This is a genomic window from Homoserinibacter sp. GY 40078 (genome assembly GCF_008017545.1).
In the GTDB taxonomy this organism is placed as follows: Bacteria; Actinomycetota; Actinomycetes; order Actinomycetales; family Microbacteriaceae; genus Homoserinibacter.
This window is the reverse complement of sequence record NZ_VRTZ01000001.1, coordinates 1,127,601-1,145,308: the sequence shown is the minus strand read 5'-3', so window position 1 is coordinate 1,145,308 and position 17,708 is coordinate 1,127,601. Positions and strand designations below refer to the sequence as shown.

Genomic DNA, 17,708 nt, shown 5'->3' with positions numbered 1-17,708 from the left:
GCGACAGACGCCGACGCTCAGCGTCCTCCCAGACGCGCGCCGGGCAGCCGCGCCCGCCACTCACGCCGCAGGGGCGAGGAATTCCTGCCACTCCGGCTGCGCGCGCTCGGCGCCGCGCACGAGCCACGCGGTACCGTGCGGCGGACGCGGCGAGAAGCGCAACGACCACCCCATCTCCTGCGGCGTGCGGTCGCCCTTCACGTTGTTGCAGCGCAGGCAACAGGCCACCAGGTTCTCCCAGCTGTCCGCTCCACCCCGCGACCGCGGCACCACGTGATCGATCGTCGACGCGTTCACCCCGCAATAGGCGCACCGGTGATCGTCGCGTCGCAGAACCCCGCGACGCGACACCGGCACGGCCCGCCCGCTCGGCACCCGCACGTAGCGGCTGAGCAGGATCACGGAGGGTCGATCCCAGGCGCCCGTCGTGCTGCGCACCGGGTGATCGTCGTCGCGAGCGATCACGACGGCTTTACCCGACAGCACGAGCACGAGGGCTCGCTTGAACGACACGATCGCCAGAGGCTCATATCCGGCGTTGAGAACGAGGGTGGTGCGCAACGGGTCTCCTCTCGAGGAGCCTGCACGGCTTGCAGGCTGTCGAACCTCCCGAAGAGCCGCGGATGTGGGTCCGAGAACAGAAAAAGGCGCCGTCGCGAACGACAGCGCCTCACACGACCAGGTCGCGACAGTGCACGACCGGCCGGCTGCTCAGCTGTATGCGGAACCACGCGCGCGCATCCATGGTGCGGATGCTACGTGCGGTACGCATACGGCCCTCCCCAATCCGAAGATCTCCGAGGAACCCAGGGTAACCCCGCCAGGTGAACATTCCGGCAACGACACAAGACGCGCGATTGCGGCGAACGCGTCACCCGACGCGCATGCCCCCGGCGTCAGATGCCGTAGCGGACGAACCAGGCGTTCGAGTCCCAGATGTTGTGCACCTCGACGAACCTGCCCGGACGGGGCGAGTGCACCATCGTGTTGCCGCCCATGTAGATGCCCGAGTGCCCGCCGCCATCCATCACGACGATGTCGCCGGGGCGCGCATCGGCGCGCGAGATGATGTGCCCCCCGCCGGAGCCTGCACCTTGTGCGCTCGACGAGTGCGGAAGCGAGACGCCGAACTGGGCGTACACGAACATCACGAAGCCCGAGCAGTCGAAGCCGGCCGGAGTCGCACCGCCGTAGCGGTAGGGAACGCCCTGATACTGAAGCGCGACGTCGACGACCTTCGAGAGATCGAAGTTCGGGTACGGCGGGTTCGCGAGGTAGTCCCGCACCGTCGGACCCGAATACGCGGCGAAGGCTGCGCGCTGCGCCGCACGCTGACGAGTAGCGGCCGACACCGTCTCGTAGCTGTCGCGCTTGGCGGCGGCGACCTCGACGTCCTCGACCTCGATCGACTGCGCGTTGTCGGCAGCCAGCTGCGCGCGTGCCTCGAGTGCGGTCGTGGGCGCCGCATCCGGGTTGTAGGCGTATGCCGGCAGAGCCACGGTCGCGAACAGCCCCGGCACCACCACGGCCATGATCGCGATCGATCGGATCGGGTGGCGCTTCCCGCCCGCCGCGGGGCGGTGAGCAGAGTGTCGGGGAGTACGGGTACCGGAAGTCAAGAAGTTGCCTTTCGTGCCCCCGCCTGTCTCGGGCTGCGGTGCGGGGAACCCCGAGAGTCTACCTCAGGCCTCTACGTAGACGTGAGAGGCGACCTCGCTCGGAAGCTCCAGCCCGTCGCCGAAACCGTCGACCGTCACGATCACGTAGGTACCGGCGGCCGAGACCGTCGCGGTCGCTCCGGGCATCACTCCCGCTTCGCGCAGCTGCTCCAAGAGCTCCGGCTCGAACTGCACGGGCTCCCCCAGGCGCCGGATGACGGCGGTCGATTCGCCAGGCGTCGACGCGACGTGGTTCACGAGGCTCACGACACCGTCGAGAAACCGACCCGCCGGCGCGTCACCCAGCTCGTCGAGGCCCGGGATGGGGTTGCCGTAGGGCGACTCGGTCGGATGGTCGAGCAGCTGCAGCAGACGCCGCTCCACCTGCTCGCTCATCACGTGCTCCCAGCGGCACGCCTCGTCGTGCACGTACGCCCAGTCCAGGCCGATCACGTCCGCCAACAGGCGCTCCGCAAGACGGTGCTTGCGCATGACGTGCATCGCCCGCGTGCGGCCATCGGTCGTGAGGGCCAGATGGCGGTCACCCTCGACCACCACGAGACCGTCGCGCTCCATACGGCCGATCGTCTGCGAGACGGTGGGACCCGAGTGCCCGAGGCGCTCCGAGATGCGTGCGCGCAGCGGCACGATCCCCTCCTCCTCGAGGTCGAGGATGGTCCGAAGGTACATCTCCGTCGTGTCGACGAGATCGGTCATCGTGGCCTCCCAGCAGCTCGGCATAAACACTACCTGGGCACGGGCCTCCGGACAGGGCGCCTCCGACGGTCACGCACCGTTTCACGCGGCGAGCGCGGTCGGGCGAGCGGCCTAGAATCGTCAGGTGGCTGACCTGGTGATCCCCCGCGACCTCCTTCCCGCCGATGGACGCTTCGGATGCGGCCCCTCCAAGGTCCGCCCGGAGCAGATCGCGCACCTCCAGGCACACCAGGAGCTCCTCGGCACCTCTCACCGGCAGAAGCCCGTGAAGTCGCTCGTCGGCCGGGTCCGCGCGGGACTCTCCGAGCTGTTCCGCCTGCCCGAGGGCTACGAGGTCGTCGTCGGCAACGGCGGGTCGACCGCCTTCTGGGACGCCGCCGCGTTCTCCCTCATCGAGCGCCGCGCCGAGAACCTGTCGTTCGGCGAATTCGGCGCGAAGTTCGCGCAGGCCGCGGGCGCCCCCTTCCTCGAGGCACCCCACGTGGTCACGGCACCGGCCGGATCGCGCGCCGAGATCGAGGTGCTCGACGGCATCGACGTATACGCCTACCCGCATAACGAGACCTCGACGGGCGTGATGGCATCCGTCGCGCGGGTGCAGGGCGACGCGGGCGCGCTGACCGTCGTCGATGCGACAAGCGCCGCGGGCGGCGTGGACGTCGACATCGCCGAGACGGACGTCTACTACTTCGCCCCGCAGAAGAACTTCGCAAGCGACGGCGGGCTCTGGTTCGCTCTCATGAGCCCCGCGGCCATCGAGCGGATCGAGCGGATCGCGGCGAGCGGTCGCTGGATCCCCGAGTTCCTGTCGCTCAAGAACGCGGTCGACAACTCCCGGCTCGACCAGACGCTCAACACCCCGGCGATCACGACGCTGCTGCTCATGGAGGCGCAGCTCGACTGGATGAACGCCGGAGGCGGTCTCGGCTTCGCGGATGCGCGTACGCGCGAGTCGTCCGACCACCTCTACGACTGGGCGGAGCGCACCGCCGTGACGACTCCGTTCGTGGCCGACCCCGCACACCGCTCGCAGGTGGTCGTGACGATCGACTTCGACGACACCGTCGATGCGGCGCACGTCGCGTCGACTCTCCGCGCCAACGGGATCGTCGACACCGAGCCCTACCGCAAGCTCGGGCGCAACCAGCTCCGCGTGGCGACATTCGCCGCGATCGACCCCAACGACGTGCGGGCGCTCACCGCCTGCATCGACCACGTCATCGGCGCCCTCTAGGCTGACCGCATGCGGTTCTGGCTGAGGGACGACGAGCGCCGCCCCGATCCGGAACCGGTGCCCACCGACGACCGCACCGCGATCCTCGTGGGGCTCGCGCTCTGGGTCGTCGGGTTCGCGGTGCTACTCGCCTTCGCGGGGACCCTCGTCGAATCCGGACGCGTCTCGTGGCTGTGGACCTGCCTCGTCGGCATCGGACTCGGGCTCGTCGTCCTCGTCTACACCCACCGCGTCCGTCGTCGTCGCCGCGGGCGCTGACAGCTCGTCCGACTCGAAGTCGATCCCGTCGTCCGGGTCGTCGCCGAAGTCGTCGTCGACGTCCGCGTCGTCGAGCTCATCCAGCACGTCGAGCTCATCCAGCACGTCGAGCTCGTCTTCGTCGTCGATGTCGTCCGACTCGTCGTCTTCCGCGTCGCCCTCGGCGTCGGCATCGGCATCCGCGTTCTCCGCAGCGGCGGCAGCCTCGGCGGCCTGAGCGGCCCGGTACTCCTCCAGCCGGTCGGCCCACGGCACCCAGTCGGGCGCGAGGAGCGCGCCATCACCGGGCAGCAGCTCGGCCTCGAGCACAGACGGCTGCTCGTCAGGCAGCTGCACGATGCTCACCGCCCAGAACCACCCGGGGTACCCCGGCATGGTCGCAGCGAACGCCGCGGTCGCGACGCCGTCCTCCGACTCGGTGATCCGCAGCAGCTCGCCGACCGTCGCATCCGGGGTGATCTCGCTCAGCGCCTGGCGCGCGATGTGCTGCCGTGGGTCGTCGGTCACGATGAGGTCAGGCATCCAGATCGTCGGCAACCTTGCGCAGCACCGCAGCGATCTTCGCGCCGTGCGCGCGGTCGGGGTAGCGTCCGCGACGCAGACCCGCACCGATGCCGTCCAGCAGCTTCACGAGGTCCTCGACCACGACCGCCATGTCGTCGGCGGAGCGACGGTTGATCTTGCTGAGGCTCACGGGCTGGTCGAGCACGCGGACCGAGAGCGCCTGAGCGCCCTTACGGCCGTCCGCGATGCCGAACTCGATGCGCGTGCCGGCGCGGACGACAGCGCCTGCGGGCAGTGCCGAGGCGTGCAGGAAGACCTCCTGGCCGTCATCGGACGTGACGAACCCGAAGCCCTTCTCGTCGTCGTAGAACTTCACCTTGCCGGTAGGCATGCCGGGGCCTCTCTCGCTGAACGGACACGCGGGACGCGGGGCATATTGTTGTCTCGTGCCCGAGAACGCCCCCGTGCCCCTCAATCGTACCGAACGCGTGCTCGCCGTCATGATCGCGACCATCGTCGGATTCTCCATCGTGGCGATCGTGATCGTCATGATCGCGAGCGGCGCCGGAGCCGAGATGTCGGGCGGCATCTGGCCGACCCTGGTGCTGGTCGGGTTCATCGGATTGCCGATCGCCTTCCTGCTCGTCGTCGCCTTCATCGTCGTGAGCGTCGTGCGGCGTCGGCGGATCGCACAGGACGGTGGGCGGTAGCAGTTCGGCTCTGGCGCTCGCGGCGTGGCTGCGTGCGCTCGACGACGGCGCCCTGACGTCCCTTCTGCGGGAACGCTCCGTGCGGGCAGCGGGCATTCGCGACAGCTTCGACCTCGCGGAAGCGCTGCTCGACCCGGCGGGCGTGCAGGCCGCGCTCGCGCACCTGGATCGGGTGGCTCTGGGCGTGCTGGCGGCATCCGGCGCCCTCGCGGAGCGCGGTGACGCGCCCGGCCTCGCGGCCGTTGCGGAGCGGATGCGGCTCGAACCGCAGCAGCTCCAGGAGCCGCTTGAGACCCTTCGGCGGCGGGCGCTGCTCGACGAGACCGGCGACGGCATCGTGCCCTGGGGGCCGGTCACCGACGCCCTCCTCGGCTGGCCCGCGCAGGGGCTCCCGTCGCGCGACGCGCTCATCGACGAACCGCCGCCGCCCACACTCGAGACCGTCACCGACGACGACCGCGCCACGATCGACCGCACCGCCGCCGACCGAGCCTTCGCCGCCGTCGTTGCGATCGGTGAGCTCATCGCGGCACTCGGGGTCGACCCCGCACGGATCCTCCAGCGAGGAGGCGTGGCGCTCCCCGACTGGCGGCGGCTTCTCACCGCGACCGCGGCATCCGACGATGCCGAGCTGCACACGATGCTCGCCGTCGCTGAAGGGGCGGGGCTTGTCGCGCCCGAGGCCGGCGCCTGGCACGCGACCCCCTCAGGCAGGACGTGGCGCGAGCTGCCCCGCGTCGACCGGTGGACGGCGCTCGCCGAGAGCTGGCTTGCTCGGGTACCGGGGGAGCTGCGTGAGCACATCCGGCTTCGCGCCCACAGCCGCTGGGGCGAGGGGCTGCTCGACTACCTGCGGTGGCTGTTCCCCGCGGGTGGCGACTGGCTGACCGAACGAGCCCAGGCGGCTGTGCGGTCGGCCGAGCTGCTCGGGATCGTGGGCGGCGGTGCGCCGTCGAGCCCCGGATCGGCTCTGCTCGCCGACGGGGTGGATGCGGCCGCGCACGCGGTGGGCGAGCTGTTCCCCGCGGACGTGCGCCAGGTCTACGTGCAGCACGACCTCTCGGTGATCGCGCCAGGCCCGCTCGCAGCCGACATCGACGCCCGGCTGCGCGAGCTCGCCGAGGTCGAAGCCGTCGGCGTGGCGACGAGCTACCGGATCACGAACCCCTCCCTCACCCGCGCGCTGACCGCCGGGCGCAGCGCCGCCGAACTGCGCGACTTCCTGGCGGAGATCTCGCTCACCGGCATCCCGCAGCCGCTCGACTACCTGATCTCCGAGACCGCGGGGCGTTTCGGCAGCCTCCGGGTGGGTCCGCTGTCCGATGCCTTGGGGACGCCCGAGGCGGGCTCGCGTGCCTATGTTCAGGGCGACGACCCGGAGCTCGTGGGGCAGCTCGTGATCGACCAGTCGCTCGTCTCGCTCGGGTTGCGCCGCGCGGGCGAGCATCGTGCGGTGAGCCGCTTCGACGCCGAGACCGTCTACTGGGCGCTCGTCGATGCGCGCTATCCGGCCGTCTACGAGGATGCCGACGGCAGGATCCGCGCCGTGGAGCGGACCGTCACGCGAGCGGCGGCGGCCGTGGCTGGGCCGGATACGGCGGAGCTGCTCGTGGCCCGACTGCGCGAGGCCGACTCGGACCGACCGGAGGAGGGCGGTGCGGCCTGGAACGCCCGGCAGCTGGAGCTCGCGATCAAGCAGCGGCTCGAGGTCACGGTGACCGTGCGGATGCCGGACGGCCGCGAGGTCCCATATCTGCTCGAGCCCGCGGCGCTCGCGGGCGGCCGGCTCCGCGCCCGAGACCGCCGCGCGGACATCGAGCGCACCCTCCCGCTCTCCCACATCGTCGACGTCACCCCCTCCTCCCCCTGAGGGGTCGCAAAGTGCTGGAGACACGGCGCGTCTCGCGCACTTTGCGACCCCTCAGGGGCGGGCGGGGCGGCACGGAAGTGGGGTGCGCGGGTAGGCTTGTGCGGTTATGAACGGACCTCTGATCGTGCAGAGCGACCGCACCGTGCTGCTCGAGGTCGCGCACCCGGATGCCGACGACGCGCGCCACGAACTCGCGGTCTTCGCCGAACTGGAGCGCGCGCCCGAGCACGTGCACACCTACCGCATCACGCGCCTCGGCCTCTGGAACGCCCGCGCCGCCGGCCACACCGCCGAGCAGATGCTCGACACCCTCGACCGCTACGCGAAGTTCCCCGTGCCGCAGACCGTGCGCATCGACGTCGAGGAGACGGTCGGACGCTACGGGCGCCTCATCATCGCGCGCGACGACGCGGGCGAACTCGTGATCCGCGGCACCGACCCCGCCGTGCTCGCGGAGATCACCCGCAACAGCAAGGTCGCGCCGTTCCTCGGCATCCGCCGCTCCACCACCGAGTGGACCCTGCAGCCCTGGGCGCGCGGTCAGGTCAAGCAGGAGCTGCTGAAGATCGGCTGGCCCGCGGAGGACAACGCCGGTTACACCCCCGGCACCCCGCACGACATCGAGCTCGTCGAGAGCGGATGGCACCTGCGCCCCTACCAGCAGCAGGCGGTCGACAACTTCTTCGCCGGCGGCTCCGGCGTCGTCGTGCTCCCCTGCGGCGCCGGCAAGACCCTCGTCGGCGCGGGCGCGATGGCCGCCGCCGACACGACCACGCTCATCCTCGTCACGAACACCGTCTCGGCGCGTCAGTGGCGGGCCGAGCTGTTGAAGCGCACGACGCTCAGCGAGGACGACATCGGCGAGTACTCCGGCTCGGTGAAGGAGATCAAGCCGGTCACGATCGCCACCTACCAGATCCTCACCGCCAAGCGGAAGGGCGAGTACGCGCACCTCGCGCTGCTCGACGCGCTCGACTGGGGGCTCATCGTCTACGACGAGGTGCACCTGCTGCCGGCGCCCGTGTTCAAGCTCACCGCCGAGCTGCAGGCTCGCCGCCGCCTGGGCCTCACCGCCACTCTCGTGCGCGAGGACGGCCGCGAGTCCGACGTGTTCAGCCTCATCGGCCCGAAGCGCTTCGACGCGCCGTGGAAGGAGATCGAGGCCCAGGGCTTCATCTCGCCCGCGTCGTGCTTCGAGGTGCGGATCGACCTGCCGCAGTCCGAGCGCCTGGAGTACGCCGCGAGCGCCGACGACGAGCGCTACCGCCTCGCGGCAACCGCACCCGCGAAGCTGCAGGTCGTGAAGGATCTGGTGGCGCGGCACGAGGGCGAGCGCATCCTCGTGATCGGCCAGTACCTCGACCAGATCGAGGAGCTCTCGGAGGCGCTCGGCGCACCGCAGCTCACCGGGTCGACGCCCGTACCGGAGCGCGAGCGGCTCTACCAGGAGTTCCGCGACGGCACGACGAAGGTACTCGTGGTGTCGAAGGTCGCGAACTTCTCGGTCGATCTGCCGGAGGCGACCGTCGCGATCCAGGTGTCGGGGTCGTTCGGATCCCGCCAGGAGGAGGCGCAGCGCCTCGGCCGTCTGCTGCGGCCGAAGGAGTCGGGCCTGCCCGCGAACTTCTACACCCTCGTCGCCCGCGACACGGTTGACCAGGACTTCGCCCAGAACCGCCAGCGCTTCCTCGCCGAGCAGGGCTACAGCTACACGATCCTCGACGCACACACCCTCGCCGCCTGACCGCCGCGAGCGCTATGGTGTGCGCGAGGAGGGCCTGATGACCACTATCGAACCCGCCGGTCAGGGTGCGGTCGACCAGTGGCTCGTGCAGATCGGCGACGTGAGCGTGAGCCGCCACTGGGTGGGCACGCCCGCCGGCACGGTCCCCCTCCGAGGCTCCGCGTTCGCCGTCACGGACCTCACCCGCACTGAGACCCGCACGCCGACCTGGGCGATCGTGCTCGCGGTCATCGGGGCGCTGTTCTTCCTGCTGGGGCTGCTGTTCCTGCTCGTACGCGAGAGCTATGTGAGCGGCCAGCTCAACGTGAGCGTGCAGAACGGATCGCTGTTCCACGTGACCCAGATCCCGGTGACCTCGCAGACCCAGATCGCCGACATCCACGCGCGGGTGAACTACGCGCGGCAGCTCGCGGCGCTCAGCGCGTGACGAGTGCCGCCACGACGGCGGCCGACCGCTCGGATGCCTCTTCGGCGCCCAGCCGGAACTGCTCGTGGTTCGCGTCGCCGTCCACGAGGTCCGACACCGCGCGGACCCCGACGAAGGGGATCTCGTGGCGGTGGGCGACCTGCGCGATCGCCGCCGACTCCATGTCGACGAGCACGGTGTCCGGGAAGTCGAGCTCGAGCCGAGCGGCCCGCTCCCGCATGACGAACGCGTCGCTCGAGACGACCGATCCGACTCGCACCGGAAGTCCGCACGCGAGCTCCAGCTCACTCGCCCGCGCGATCGCGCCGGGGTCGGCGCGGTAGTGCTCGGGCATGCCCGGCACCTGGCCGAGCGCGTAACCGAACGCGCGCGCGTCCGCGTCGCCGAGCACACACTCCTCGGCGAGCACGACGTCGCCGACGGCGACCCGCGAGCCGATTCCGCCGGCGGTCCCCGCGCTCACGACGAGCTCCGGCGTGCGCCACGCCTCGATCCGCGCGAGCACGGCGGTCGTCGCGAGCGCCGCGTTGACGAGCCCCACACCGCCGCGCACCACCACGACGTCGCGTTCGCCGATGGTGCCGCGCCACCAGTGAACTCCGGCGACTTCGGGCTGCAGTTCGGCCGCAACGACACGCGCGAGCAGCGCTTCCGCCTCGACGGGCATCGCCGCCACGAGGACGACGGTCACGCCATCACACTTCCCCACGCCTCACGGGCGGCGAGGAACGGACGGACGGCGGCCTTCGCGCCCTCGAGATCGTGGTGCGCGGCCCAGCCGCACTGCACCTCGTTGGCGGCCGGGACCGCGTCGGCCTCGAGCAGTTCGGTGAGCGTCGCCTCGATGAGCGCGAACACCTCGTCATCGCTCGGCTCGCCGTCGAGGGCGAGGTAGAACCCGGTGCGGCATCCCATGGGCGAGAAGTCGATCACGCGGTCCGAGTGGCCGCGCGAGAGCTCGGCGAAGAGATGCTCGACGGAGTGCACGGCGGCGGAGTCGAGGTGCGCGATGTTCGGCTGGGTGAAGCGCACGTCGTACTTCGACACGACGCCTCCGCTCGCGAGGTGTTTGCGGTCCGCGAGCCGGACGTAGGGCGCGGCGACGGCGCGGTGGTCGAGGTTGAAGGACTCCACGCGGTGGCGTGCGGGTTCGGTCATGGCTGCTGCTCCTCAGGATGGTGACCGTCCATTCTCTCGCGTGCGTACCTGAGCAGCAGCGTGGAGCCGGATCGGAGCACGTGTGCGAGCGAGAGCCCGCGGGGATCGGGCAGTTCCCCAGCGGTGATCCGAGGCGCGTCGCCCGCTTCGAGCGATGGTGCGAGCGTCAGGCAGAGCTCGTCCACGACGTCCGCGGCGAGCAGCGCGCCGAAGAGGTGCGGCCCGCCTTCGTTGAGGATGCGCCCGAGTCCGCGTGCACGGAGTCCCGCAACGGCGGCAGCCGCGTCGATGTGCTGGCCCTCCCCCGCCTCGATCACGTCGGCGACCTCCGCGAAGCCGCTCGTGTCGTGCCCGGCCGCCGTGATCACCACGGGTCGGATGGGGGCCTCGGTGAAGATCGGCGAGCTCGGATCCAGGTCGAGCGAGCCCGAGACGATTGCGAAGACCGGATGCGGGGTCAGCCCATGCGCGACCCGCCAGCGCACCGACTCCTCGCCGACGCGCAGCGCTCCGTACCCTTCGGCCCGCACCGTGCCGGCTCCGACCAGCACCGCGTCGGCCGCGCGGCGCAGCAGTTCGAAGTACCGCTTGTCGGCCGCATCGCCGAGGCCGCCGGAGAGGCCGCCTCGGGTCGCTGCGCCGTCGGCGGACGATACGAAGTTCACCCGCAGCATGCGATCCGCGACGAGAAGTTCGGATGCGAGTGCGTCGTCGTCGAGGTCGACGGCCGGGTCGGGCCAGATCCGGTCGATCGTCACATGTTGTGCTTCAGCCACGCGGGCTCCCTCCATCCGAGGATCGCCTCCGTCATCCGCACGGCGGCGACGGTCGCCCGCACGTCGTGCACGCGCACGATCCGCGCTCCGTTCATGATCGAGACGACCGCGGCCGCGAGGGAGCCCTCGAGCCGTTCGTACTGGGGTCGGTCGAGGGTCTCGCCGATGAAGTCCTTGTTCGAGAGGGCGACGAGCACGGGCGGCCCGAGCTCGGCGACCTCCCCGAGCCGACGTGTGATCTCGAGCGAGTGGAGCGTGTTCTTGTTGAGATCGTGACCCGGGTCGACGATGAGTCGCTCGAACGGCACCCCCGCCTCGAGCGCCATATCGATCCGTACGCGCAAGTGGTCGACGACCGCGCGCACGACATCGTCGTACTGCGGCGAGGGGTGCGGGGTTCGCGGCGGGGTGAGCGAGTGGGTCAGCACGATGTGGCCCGCGGATGCGGCGACCACCCCCGCCATGTCGGGATCCCAGAGTCCCGAGGTGTCGTTCACGACGTCGGCACCGGCCGCGAGCGCTGCCTCGGCGACGCGGGCGCTGAACGTGTCGACCGAGATGACGACGTCGCTCGACCGGCGGATCGCCTCGACGACCGGCACGATGCGGTCGATCTCGTCATCGAGCGCGACGACGGGGCCTCGACCGAACGGCACCCCGCCGACATCGACCCAGTCGGCCCCGTCCGCCACGGCGGCGAGCGAGGCCTCGACGGCACGATCGAGCGCGTACGTCGCGCCCCGGTCGTGGAAGGAGTCGGGCGTGCGGTTCACGATCGCCATCACCGCGACTCGTCGCGAGAAGTCGAACTCGCGGGCGCCGATGCGGCGGACGGATGGGGGCGAAGTCACGGCTCGATGCTATGCCGGGGCGACGCGGATGCGCGGGGCCGTATGCCGTGCATACGCCGTCTATCCGAGCGGCGAATCGGGGTCGGCCAGCCGGGCGAGATCGGCCGTGTCGCCGCCGATGCCGGCCCGCACGAGCGCGGCGATCTGATCGGCGACGTCCCACACGTTGATGTTCATGCCGGCGACGACATGTCCCTGGCGCACCCAGAACGCGATGAACTCGCGTGCGGCCCGGTCGCCGCGGATCACCACCTCGGCGTCGGCGGCGAGGTGCGCGAAGCCCGTGTACTCCATGCCGAGATCGAACTGGTCGGTGTAGAAGTACGGGATCTCGTCGTAGGGCGTCTCGTCGCCCAGCATCGAGCGGGCTGCGGCGGGCCCCGTCTTCTCGGCGTTCGCCCAGTGCTCGCTCCGGATGCGCGACGGCAGCCCGGCTGCGGCGAGGAGCGGATGCGTGGCGGCGGCGATGTCGCCTGCGGCCCAGATGCGCTCGTCGCTCGTGCGCAGCCGCTCGTCGATGAGCACGCCGTCGTCGGTCGCGAGTCCTGCGGATGCGGCGAGCCCCACGGCGGGCTCGGCACCCACCGCTGCGATCACGACCTCCGCGGGCAGGACTTCGCCGCCATCCAGCTCGACGCCGCTCACCCGTCCCGCGCCCCCGAGTACCTCGCGCACGGCCGCGCCGGGCCGCAGCACGACCCCGTTCTCCTCGTGCAGCCGGGCGAAGTCGGCGCCGAGCTGCGCTCCCAGCTGGGATGCGAGGGGGACGCCGCCTCGCATCAGCACCGTCACCTCGTTGCCGAGGGTGCGGGCGGCGGATGCGGCCTCCATGCCGATCCACCCGGATCCGATCACCACGACACGACGTCCGCCCTCGTCGAGGGTGGCACGCAGGGCATCCGACTGCTCGACGGTGCGCAGCAACTGCACGCCGGCGAGGTCTCCCCCCGGCACGGGGAGGGGCCGCGGCGACGCCCCCGTCGCGAGCAGCAGACGGTCGTATCCGGCCGCGTCGCCCCCGGCGAGCTGCACGAGACGCGCCTCGCGGTCGATCCCCGTCGCTGCGACACCGGGCACGAAGTGGATGCCGTGTTCCGCGTACCAGCCGAGCGGATGCACGTCGAACGAGGCGCGCTCCTCCTCGCCGAGCAGGTACCCCTTCGACAGGGGCGGGCGGATGTACGGGGCGTGCGGCTCGGCTCCGATGAGTCGGATCTCGCCCTCGAATCCGCGGTTCCGTAGCTCTTCGGCGGCCCCCGCTCCTGCGAGCCCTGCCCCGACGATGACGATGCGCTCCTCAGCCATCGATCCAGGCTAAGCGCGACTCCACGTATCTTCCAGACCACATTCAGCGAACATGCAGGATAATGGCGGACATGAGCGACGGACCCAAGATCCTGATCGTCGACGACGAGCCCAACATCCGCGACCTGCTGACCACCAGCCTCCGCTTCGCCGGCTTCGCCGTGCGCGCGGTCGGCAACGGTGCCCAGGCGATCTCCGCGGTCCTCGATGAGGAGCCCGACCTGATCATCCTCGACGTCATGCTCCCCGACATGAACGGCTTCGGCGTCACCAAGCGGCTCCGCGCCTCCGGGTACACGGCGCCCATCCTGTTCCTCACCGCGAAAGACGACACCGAAGACAAGATCACGGGCCTCACGGTCGGCGGCGACGACTACGTGACGAAGCCGTTCTCGCTCGATGAGATCGTGGCCCGCATCAAGGCGATCCTGCGCCGCACGATGCAGGACGAGGAAGACGCCATCATCCGCGCCGGCGAGCTCACGATGGACCAGGACACCCACGAAGTCACCGTCGGCGACGTGTCGGTCGAGCTCTCGCCCACCGAGTTCAAGCTGCTGCGCTACCTCATGCTCAACCCCAACCGGGTGCTGTCGAAGGCGCAGATCCTCGACCATGTCTGGGAGTACGACTTCAACGGCGACGCGGGCATCGTCGAGAGCTACATCTCCTACCTGCGCCGCAAGATCGACCAGCACTCGGCTGAGCCGATGATCCAGACCAAGCGCGGGTTCGGCTACATGCTCAAGACGCAGAAGGCGTGACAGCGGGTCCCCCGATGTCGAAGCTCCACACCTCGTTCGACCGGATGTGGAACGGCATCTCGCTCCGCACCAAGATCACGGGTGTGACGGTGCTTCTGCTGACCTTCGGCCTCGCTGTTGCCGGAATGGGCACGATGACCGTGCTCAGCACCTACCTCTTCGAGAAGGCGAACGAGAACGTCACCGCGGGATTCCAGGAGGCCCAGCGCAATCTTGACCCCGTGCTGACGTGCTCCGTCCAGTACGACCCCGGCTACCTCGTGGCCATCCTGAGCCCCGGAGGTCGCACCTACTGCGACAACGTTCCGGATTCCGCACTGCAGCCGGACTTCTCCGGCATGACGCTCCCCTGGAGCGCCGTGCACGACGGCCAGTTCACAACGCTCACCGACGCCTCCGGCCTCGGGCAGTGGCGGGTGAAGACCACGGTGCTCACGGTCGACAGCGGCGAGTTCGTGACCCTCGTCGTCGGCGTCGACCTCACCGACGTCAACAGCACCATCACCCGCTACGCGCTGATCTTCTTCCTGTTCGCGGTCGCGGTCGTGCTGCTCGGTGCCGCCGTCACCCAGTTGCTCGTCAACAGCACCTTCGGGCCCCTGCGCGACGTGGAACGCACCGCCGCGCGATTCGCCGCCGGCGACTACTCGCAACGACTCGGCGGGGCGACCCCGAACACCGAGGTGGGTCGCCTGAACCGATCTCTCAACACGATGCTCGCGCGCATCGACCGGGCGTTCGCCGACCGCCAGCACGCGGTGGAGCAGATGCGCCGGTTCGTCGGCGACGCGAGCCACGAGCTGCGCACCCCGCTCGTGTCGTTGCGCGGCTACGCGGAGCTCTACCGGATGGGCGCGCTGCAGAAGCCGGAGGACGTCGCTCAGGCGATGGACCGCATCGAGCGCGAGGCGATCCGGATGGGCGGCCTCGTGGAGGACCTGCTCGAGCTCGCACGCCTCGACGAGACGCGTCCCCTCGTGCCCGCACCCGTCGACCTGCTGCCGATCGCCCAGGATGCCGCGCTCGACGCGTCGGCTTCGGCACCGCAACGCCGGATCACCGTCGAGGTCGCCGAGCCGAACCCCGTGCCGTCCTCCGACGACGAGACCGACGCCGCGCCGCCCACCGATGCCGGCGCGATGGCGGCGACCGGACCGATCGCGTTCGCCGGATCCGCGCTCGCACGCCTGCGTCGGCGCCGCCCGAGCGACACGATCCCGACGGTGACGACCCCCGCGCAGCCCCTGCCGGAGGTCGGCCCGGTGGTGCGCGGCGAAGAGGACAAGATTCGTCAGGTCGTCACGAACCTCGTGGGCAATGCGATGCGCTTCACCCCCGACGACAGTCCGATCGAGCTCGTGGTGGGCGTCGACCGCGTCGGCGGATACGGCAGCATCTCGATCGTCGATCACGGCGAGGGGATCCCGCCTCAGCTGCGCGAGAAGATCTTCCAGCGGTTCTGGCGCGCCGACACCTCGCGCACGCGCGAGACCGGTGGGTCGGGGCTCGGTCTCGCGATCGTGCAGGGCATCGTCGCGAAGCACGAGGGTCTCGTCGAGGTCGTCGAGACGCCCGGCGGCGGGGCGACCTTCCGCGTCAGCATCCCGCTCCTCCCCCGCACCGATGAGTCCGCGTCCTCCCCCGATCCGGAGTCCGCGGGCGAGAAGGCGGATGCCGGCGCCTAGCGTGGCGCCCATGACCAGTTATCACGTCGACAGCGACGCCGTCCTCGCCCATGCGACGGCCGCCCGCACAACGGTGGGGCGCATCCAGTCCGAGACCTCCTCTTTGCACGCCCAGCTCGAGCAGTTGCAGGGATCGTGGTCGGGTTCGGCGGCCACCGCCTTCCGCGGTGTGGTGTCCGAGTGGCGAGCCGCGCAGCAGCGGGTGGACGACGCGCTCACCGCGCTCGGCGGTGCGCTCGCCCAGGCCGGCCGCCAATACGCGGAGATCGAGCAGCACAACACGCGCCTCTTCGCGAGCTGAGCGCGCGCAGCCGGATCACTCCTCCCGGATACGACGAGGCGGGCGGCCCCTTGTGGGAGCCGCCCGCCTGTGGTGTGGCTGGTGCTTAGAAGTCCATGCCGCCCGTCGGGTCTGCCGCCGGCGCCGGGTTCTTCTCCGGCTTGTCGGCGACGACCGCCTCGGTGGTGAGGAACAGACCCGCGATCGAGGCTGCGTTGAGCAGCGCCGAACGGGTGACCTTCACCGGGTCGTTGATGCCCGCGGCGAGCATGTCCACGTACTCGCCGGTAGCAGCGTTGAGGCCCTGGCCCACCGGCAGGTTGCGCACCTTGTCGACCACGACGCCCGGCTCGAGACCGGCGTTGAGGGCGATCTGCTTGAGCGGCGCGTCGATGGCGACCTTGACGATGTTGCCACCGGTCGCCTCGTCACCCGAGAGCTCGAGCTTCTCGAACGCGGTCTTGCCCGCCTGGATGAGGGCGACGCCACCACCGGCGACGATGCCCTCCTCGACGGCGGCCTTCGCGTTGCGGACGGCGTCCTCGATGCGGTGCTTGCGCTCCTTCAGCTCGACCTCGGTGGCCGCGCCCGCCTTGATGACGGCGACGCCGCCGGCGAGCTTCGCGAGGCGCTCCTGGAGCTTCTCGCGGTCGTAGTCGGAGTCGGTGTTCTCGATCTCCTGGCGGATCTGCTTGACGCGCCCGGCGATCTGGTCGGCCGAACCGGCACCCTCGACGATCGTGGTCTCGTCCTTGGTGACGATGACCTTGCGCGCCTGGCCGAGCTGGTCGAGCGTGGCGTTCTCGAGCTTGAGGCCGAGCTCCTCGCTGATGACCTCGCCACCGGTGAGGATGGCGATGTCGGCGAGCTGCGCCTTGCGGCGGTCGCCGAAGCCGGGGGCCTTCACGGCCACCGACTTGAAGATGCCGCGGATCTTGTTCACGACGAGAGTCGCGAGCGCCTCGCCGTCGACGTCCTCGGCGATGATCAGCAGCTGCTTGCCCGCCTGGATGACCTTGTCGACGATCGGCAGCAGGTCCTTGATGTTCGAGATCTTGCCGTTGACGATCAGGATGTACGGGTCTTCGAAGACCGCCTCCTGGCGCTCCGGGTCGGTCACGAAGTACGCCGACAGGTAGCCCTTGTCGAAGCGCATGCCCTCGGTGAGCTCGAGCGTCGTGCCGAAGGTGTTCGACTCCTCGACGGTGACGACGCCCTCCTTGCCGACCTTGTCGATCGCCTCGGCGATGAGCTCGCCGATCTCGGGGTCGGCGGCGGAGATGGACGCGGTGGCGGCGATCTCCGCCTTGGTCTCGACCTCCTTGGCGTTGGTGCGCAGCTCGGCCTCGACAGCCTTGACGGCCTTCTCGATGCCGCGCTTCAGGCTGATGGGGTCGGCGCCGGCCGCGACGTTGCGCAGGCCCTCGCGGACGAGCGCCTGGGCGAGGACGACCGAGGTGGTCGTGCCGTCACCGGCGACGTCGTCGGTCTTCTTCGCGACCTCCTTGACGAGCTCCGCGCCGATCTTCTCGTACGGGTCGTCGAGCTCGATCTCCTTGGCGATGGACACACCGTCGTTCGTGATCGTGGGGGCGCCCCACTTCTTCTCGAGCACGACGTTGCGACCACGGGGGCCGAGCGTGACCTTGACGGCGTCGGCCAGGGTGTTGAGGCCGCGCTCGAGGCCGCGCCGGGCGTCCTCGTCAAATGCGATGATCTTAGCCATGGGTTAGTGTCGTCCCTCCCGGACGTGATCCACAGTGATTT

General features: G+C 70.2%; 19 protein-coding genes and 1 pseudogene. 9 read left to right on the top strand and 11 right to left on the bottom strand.

The features are described 5' to 3' along the window. Positions 1-60: 60 nt before the first annotated feature. From FVQ89_RS05545 to FVQ89_RS05535, 3 genes are all read right to left on the bottom strand, one after another. Entirely contained in the window at positions 61-561 is a 501-nt protein-coding gene (locus FVQ89_RS05545) for an HNH endonuclease (RefSeq protein ID WP_147900874.1), read from the bottom strand. A 335-nt stretch (positions 562-896) separates the two neighbouring features. Next, positions 897-1,532: a C40 family peptidase gene (locus tag FVQ89_RS05540; protein WP_147900873.1), complete on the bottom strand. Its 636-nt coding sequence runs from the start codon at positions 1,530-1,532 to the stop codon at positions 897-899. A gap of 150 nt (positions 1,533-1,682) precedes the next feature. Next, positions 1,683-2,375, bottom strand: coding sequence for a metal-dependent transcriptional regulator (locus FVQ89_RS05535; RefSeq protein ID WP_147900872.1), 693 nt, complete (start codon positions 2,373-2,375; stop codon positions 1,683-1,685). Positions 2,376-2,499: 124 nt separating this feature from the next. Here FVQ89_RS05535 and serC point away from each other — a divergent pair, with 124 nt between their 5' ends. Both serC and FVQ89_RS14570 read left to right on the top strand, forming a co-directional pair. Beyond that, a complete protein-coding gene (gene serC / locus FVQ89_RS05530) occupies positions 2,500-3,609 on the top strand; it encodes a phosphoserine transaminase (RefSeq protein WP_147900871.1) in 1,110 nt (369 codons plus the stop codon). A gap of 9 nt (positions 3,610-3,618) precedes the next feature. Further along, positions 3,619-3,801 (top strand): annotated as a pseudogene (locus tag FVQ89_RS14570) (DUF2530 domain-containing protein); the annotation flags it as partial. On the opposite strand, the gene FVQ89_RS05520 reads toward FVQ89_RS14570, so the two are convergent. Together FVQ89_RS05520 and FVQ89_RS05515 are read right to left on the bottom strand one after the other, a co-directional pair. Next, on the bottom strand, positions 3,733-4,389 hold the full coding sequence (locus FVQ89_RS05520) for a DUF3027 domain-containing protein (RefSeq protein WP_222706036.1): 657 nt from the start codon (positions 4,387-4,389) through the stop codon (positions 3,733-3,735). The pseudogene FVQ89_RS14570 and the gene FVQ89_RS05520 sit on opposite strands and share 69 nt — an antisense overlap. Continuing rightward, positions 4,382-4,762: a cold-shock protein gene (locus FVQ89_RS05515; protein WP_147900869.1), complete on the bottom strand. Its 381-nt coding sequence runs from the start codon at positions 4,760-4,762 to the stop codon at positions 4,382-4,384. Before FVQ89_RS05515 ends, FVQ89_RS05520 begins: the two co-directional genes overlap by 8 nt. A 55-nt stretch (positions 4,763-4,817) precedes the next feature. On the opposite strand from FVQ89_RS05515, the gene FVQ89_RS05510 reads away from it, so the two are divergent. The 4 genes from FVQ89_RS05510 (at position 4,818) to FVQ89_RS05495 (ending at position 9,122) form a co-directional block, all read left to right on the top strand. After that, positions 4,818-5,081: a hypothetical protein gene (locus FVQ89_RS05510; RefSeq protein ID WP_147900868.1), complete on the top strand. Its 264-nt coding sequence runs from the start codon at positions 4,818-4,820 to the stop codon at positions 5,079-5,081. Continuing rightward, positions 5,071-6,951, top strand: a complete 1,881-nt coding sequence (locus tag FVQ89_RS05505; protein ID WP_147900867.1) for a helicase-associated domain-containing protein — start codon at positions 5,071-5,073, stop codon at positions 6,949-6,951. The genes FVQ89_RS05510 and FVQ89_RS05505 overlap by 11 nt, the downstream gene beginning before the upstream one ends. Before the next feature lie 106 nt (positions 6,952-7,057). Next, complete coding sequence (locus FVQ89_RS05500) at positions 7,058-8,695, top strand: DNA repair helicase XPB (RefSeq protein ID WP_147900866.1); 1,638 nt, start codon at positions 7,058-7,060, stop codon at positions 8,693-8,695. A 37-nt stretch (positions 8,696-8,732) separates the two neighbouring features. After that, positions 8,733-9,122: a hypothetical protein gene (locus FVQ89_RS05495; RefSeq protein ID WP_147900865.1), complete on the top strand. Its 390-nt coding sequence runs from the start codon at positions 8,733-8,735 to the stop codon at positions 9,120-9,122. On the opposite strand, the gene mtnN is transcribed toward FVQ89_RS05495, so the two are convergent. The 5 genes from mtnN to FVQ89_RS05470 are packed head-to-tail and all read right to left on the bottom strand — an operon-like array spanning position 9,112 to position 13,212. Further along, the gene (gene mtnN / locus FVQ89_RS05490; RefSeq protein ID WP_255513438.1) at positions 9,112-9,813 is read right to left on the bottom strand and encodes a 5'-methylthioadenosine/S-adenosylhomocysteine nucleosidase; all 702 of its coding nucleotides are present in this window, start codon (positions 9,811-9,813) and stop codon (positions 9,112-9,114) included. The two genes, FVQ89_RS05495 and mtnN, sit on opposite strands and share 11 nt — an antisense overlap. Next, on the bottom strand, positions 9,810-10,280 hold the full coding sequence (locus tag FVQ89_RS05485) for an S-ribosylhomocysteine lyase (RefSeq protein WP_147900864.1): 471 nt from the start codon (positions 10,278-10,280) through the stop codon (positions 9,810-9,812). The genes mtnN and FVQ89_RS05485 overlap by 4 nt, the downstream gene beginning before the upstream one ends. Continuing rightward, positions 10,277-11,056, bottom strand: coding sequence for a pyrimidine reductase family protein (locus tag FVQ89_RS05480; RefSeq protein ID WP_255513437.1), 780 nt, complete (start codon positions 11,054-11,056; stop codon positions 10,277-10,279). The genes FVQ89_RS05485 and FVQ89_RS05480 overlap by 4 nt, the downstream gene beginning before the upstream one ends. Further along, positions 11,035-11,907 (bottom strand): dihydropteroate synthase, encoded by an 873-nt coding sequence (gene folP, locus FVQ89_RS05475; protein ID WP_370454449.1) that lies wholly within the window; start codon positions 11,905-11,907, stop codon positions 11,035-11,037. The genes FVQ89_RS05480 and folP overlap by 22 nt, the downstream gene beginning before the upstream one ends. Positions 11,908-11,967: 60 nt before the next feature. Continuing rightward, positions 11,968-13,212, bottom strand: a complete 1,245-nt coding sequence (locus tag FVQ89_RS05470; protein WP_147900862.1) for an NAD(P)/FAD-dependent oxidoreductase — start codon at positions 13,210-13,212, stop codon at positions 11,968-11,970. 71 nt (positions 13,213-13,283) lie between these two features. Between FVQ89_RS05470 and FVQ89_RS05465 the strand changes: the two genes are divergently transcribed. Genes FVQ89_RS05465 through FVQ89_RS05455 form a run of 3 tightly spaced genes read left to right on the top strand, consistent with a single transcriptional unit; the run spans position 13,284 to position 15,962 of the window. Continuing rightward, a complete protein-coding gene (locus FVQ89_RS05465) occupies positions 13,284-13,976 on the top strand; it encodes a response regulator transcription factor (RefSeq protein WP_147900861.1) in 693 nt (230 codons plus the stop codon). Between the two features lie 14 nt (positions 13,977-13,990). After that, positions 13,991-15,661: a cell wall metabolism sensor histidine kinase WalK gene (locus tag FVQ89_RS05460; protein WP_147900860.1), complete on the top strand. Its 1,671-nt coding sequence runs from the start codon at positions 13,991-13,993 to the stop codon at positions 15,659-15,661. Positions 15,662-15,671: 10 nt separating this feature from the next. Then, positions 15,672-15,962 carry a WXG100 family type VII secretion target gene (locus FVQ89_RS05455; protein ID WP_147900859.1) on the top strand — a complete coding sequence of 97 codons (291 nt, stop codon included), beginning with the start codon at positions 15,672-15,674 and terminating at the stop codon, positions 15,960-15,962. A gap of 85 nt (positions 15,963-16,047) precedes the next feature. Here the strand turns inward: FVQ89_RS05455 and groL are convergent, their stop codons facing one another. Further along, positions 16,048-17,667 (bottom strand): chaperonin GroEL, encoded by a 1,620-nt coding sequence (gene groL / locus FVQ89_RS05450; RefSeq protein ID WP_147900858.1) that lies wholly within the window; start codon positions 17,665-17,667, stop codon positions 16,048-16,050. Between the last annotated feature and the right edge of the window lie 41 nt (positions 17,668-17,708).

Excerpts from the sequence above, each read along its gene's own strand:
- FVQ89_RS05540 (WP_147900873.1), bottom strand. The coding sequence starts at position 1,532 with ATGGCCGTGGTGGTGCCGGGGCTGTTCGCGACCGTGGCTCTGCCGGCA.
- FVQ89_RS05535 (WP_147900872.1), bottom strand. The coding sequence starts at position 2,375 with ATGACCGATCTCGTCGACACGACGGAGATGTACCTTCGGACCATCCTC.
- FVQ89_RS05520 (WP_222706036.1), bottom strand. The coding sequence starts at position 4,389 with ATGCCTGACCTCATCGTGACCGACGACCCACGGCAGCACATCGCGCGC.
- FVQ89_RS05515 (WP_147900869.1), bottom strand. The coding sequence starts at position 4,762 with ATGCCTACCGGCAAGGTGAAGTTCTACGACGACGAGAAGGGCTTCGGG.
- FVQ89_RS05500 (WP_147900866.1), top strand. The coding sequence starts at position 7,058 with ATGAACGGACCTCTGATCGTGCAGAGCGACCGCACCGTGCTGCTCGAG.
- FVQ89_RS05495 (WP_147900865.1), top strand. The coding sequence starts at position 8,733 with ATGACCACTATCGAACCCGCCGGTCAGGGTGCGGTCGACCAGTGGCTC.
- FVQ89_RS05485 (WP_147900864.1), bottom strand. The coding sequence starts at position 10,280 with ATGACCGAACCCGCACGCCACCGCGTGGAGTCCTTCAACCTCGACCAC.
- FVQ89_RS05470 (WP_147900862.1), bottom strand. The coding sequence starts at position 13,212 with ATGGCTGAGGAGCGCATCGTCATCGTCGGGGCAGGGCTCGCAGGAGCG.
- FVQ89_RS05465 (WP_147900861.1), top strand. The coding sequence starts at position 13,284 with ATGAGCGACGGACCCAAGATCCTGATCGTCGACGACGAGCCCAACATC.
- FVQ89_RS05460 (WP_147900860.1), top strand. The coding sequence starts at position 13,991 with ATGTCGAAGCTCCACACCTCGTTCGACCGGATGTGGAACGGCATCTCG.
- FVQ89_RS05455 (WP_147900859.1), top strand. The coding sequence starts at position 15,672 with ATGACCAGTTATCACGTCGACAGCGACGCCGTCCTCGCCCATGCGACG.
- groL (WP_147900858.1), bottom strand. The coding sequence starts at position 17,667 with ATGGCTAAGATCATCGCATTTGACGAGGACGCCCGGCGCGGCCTCGAG.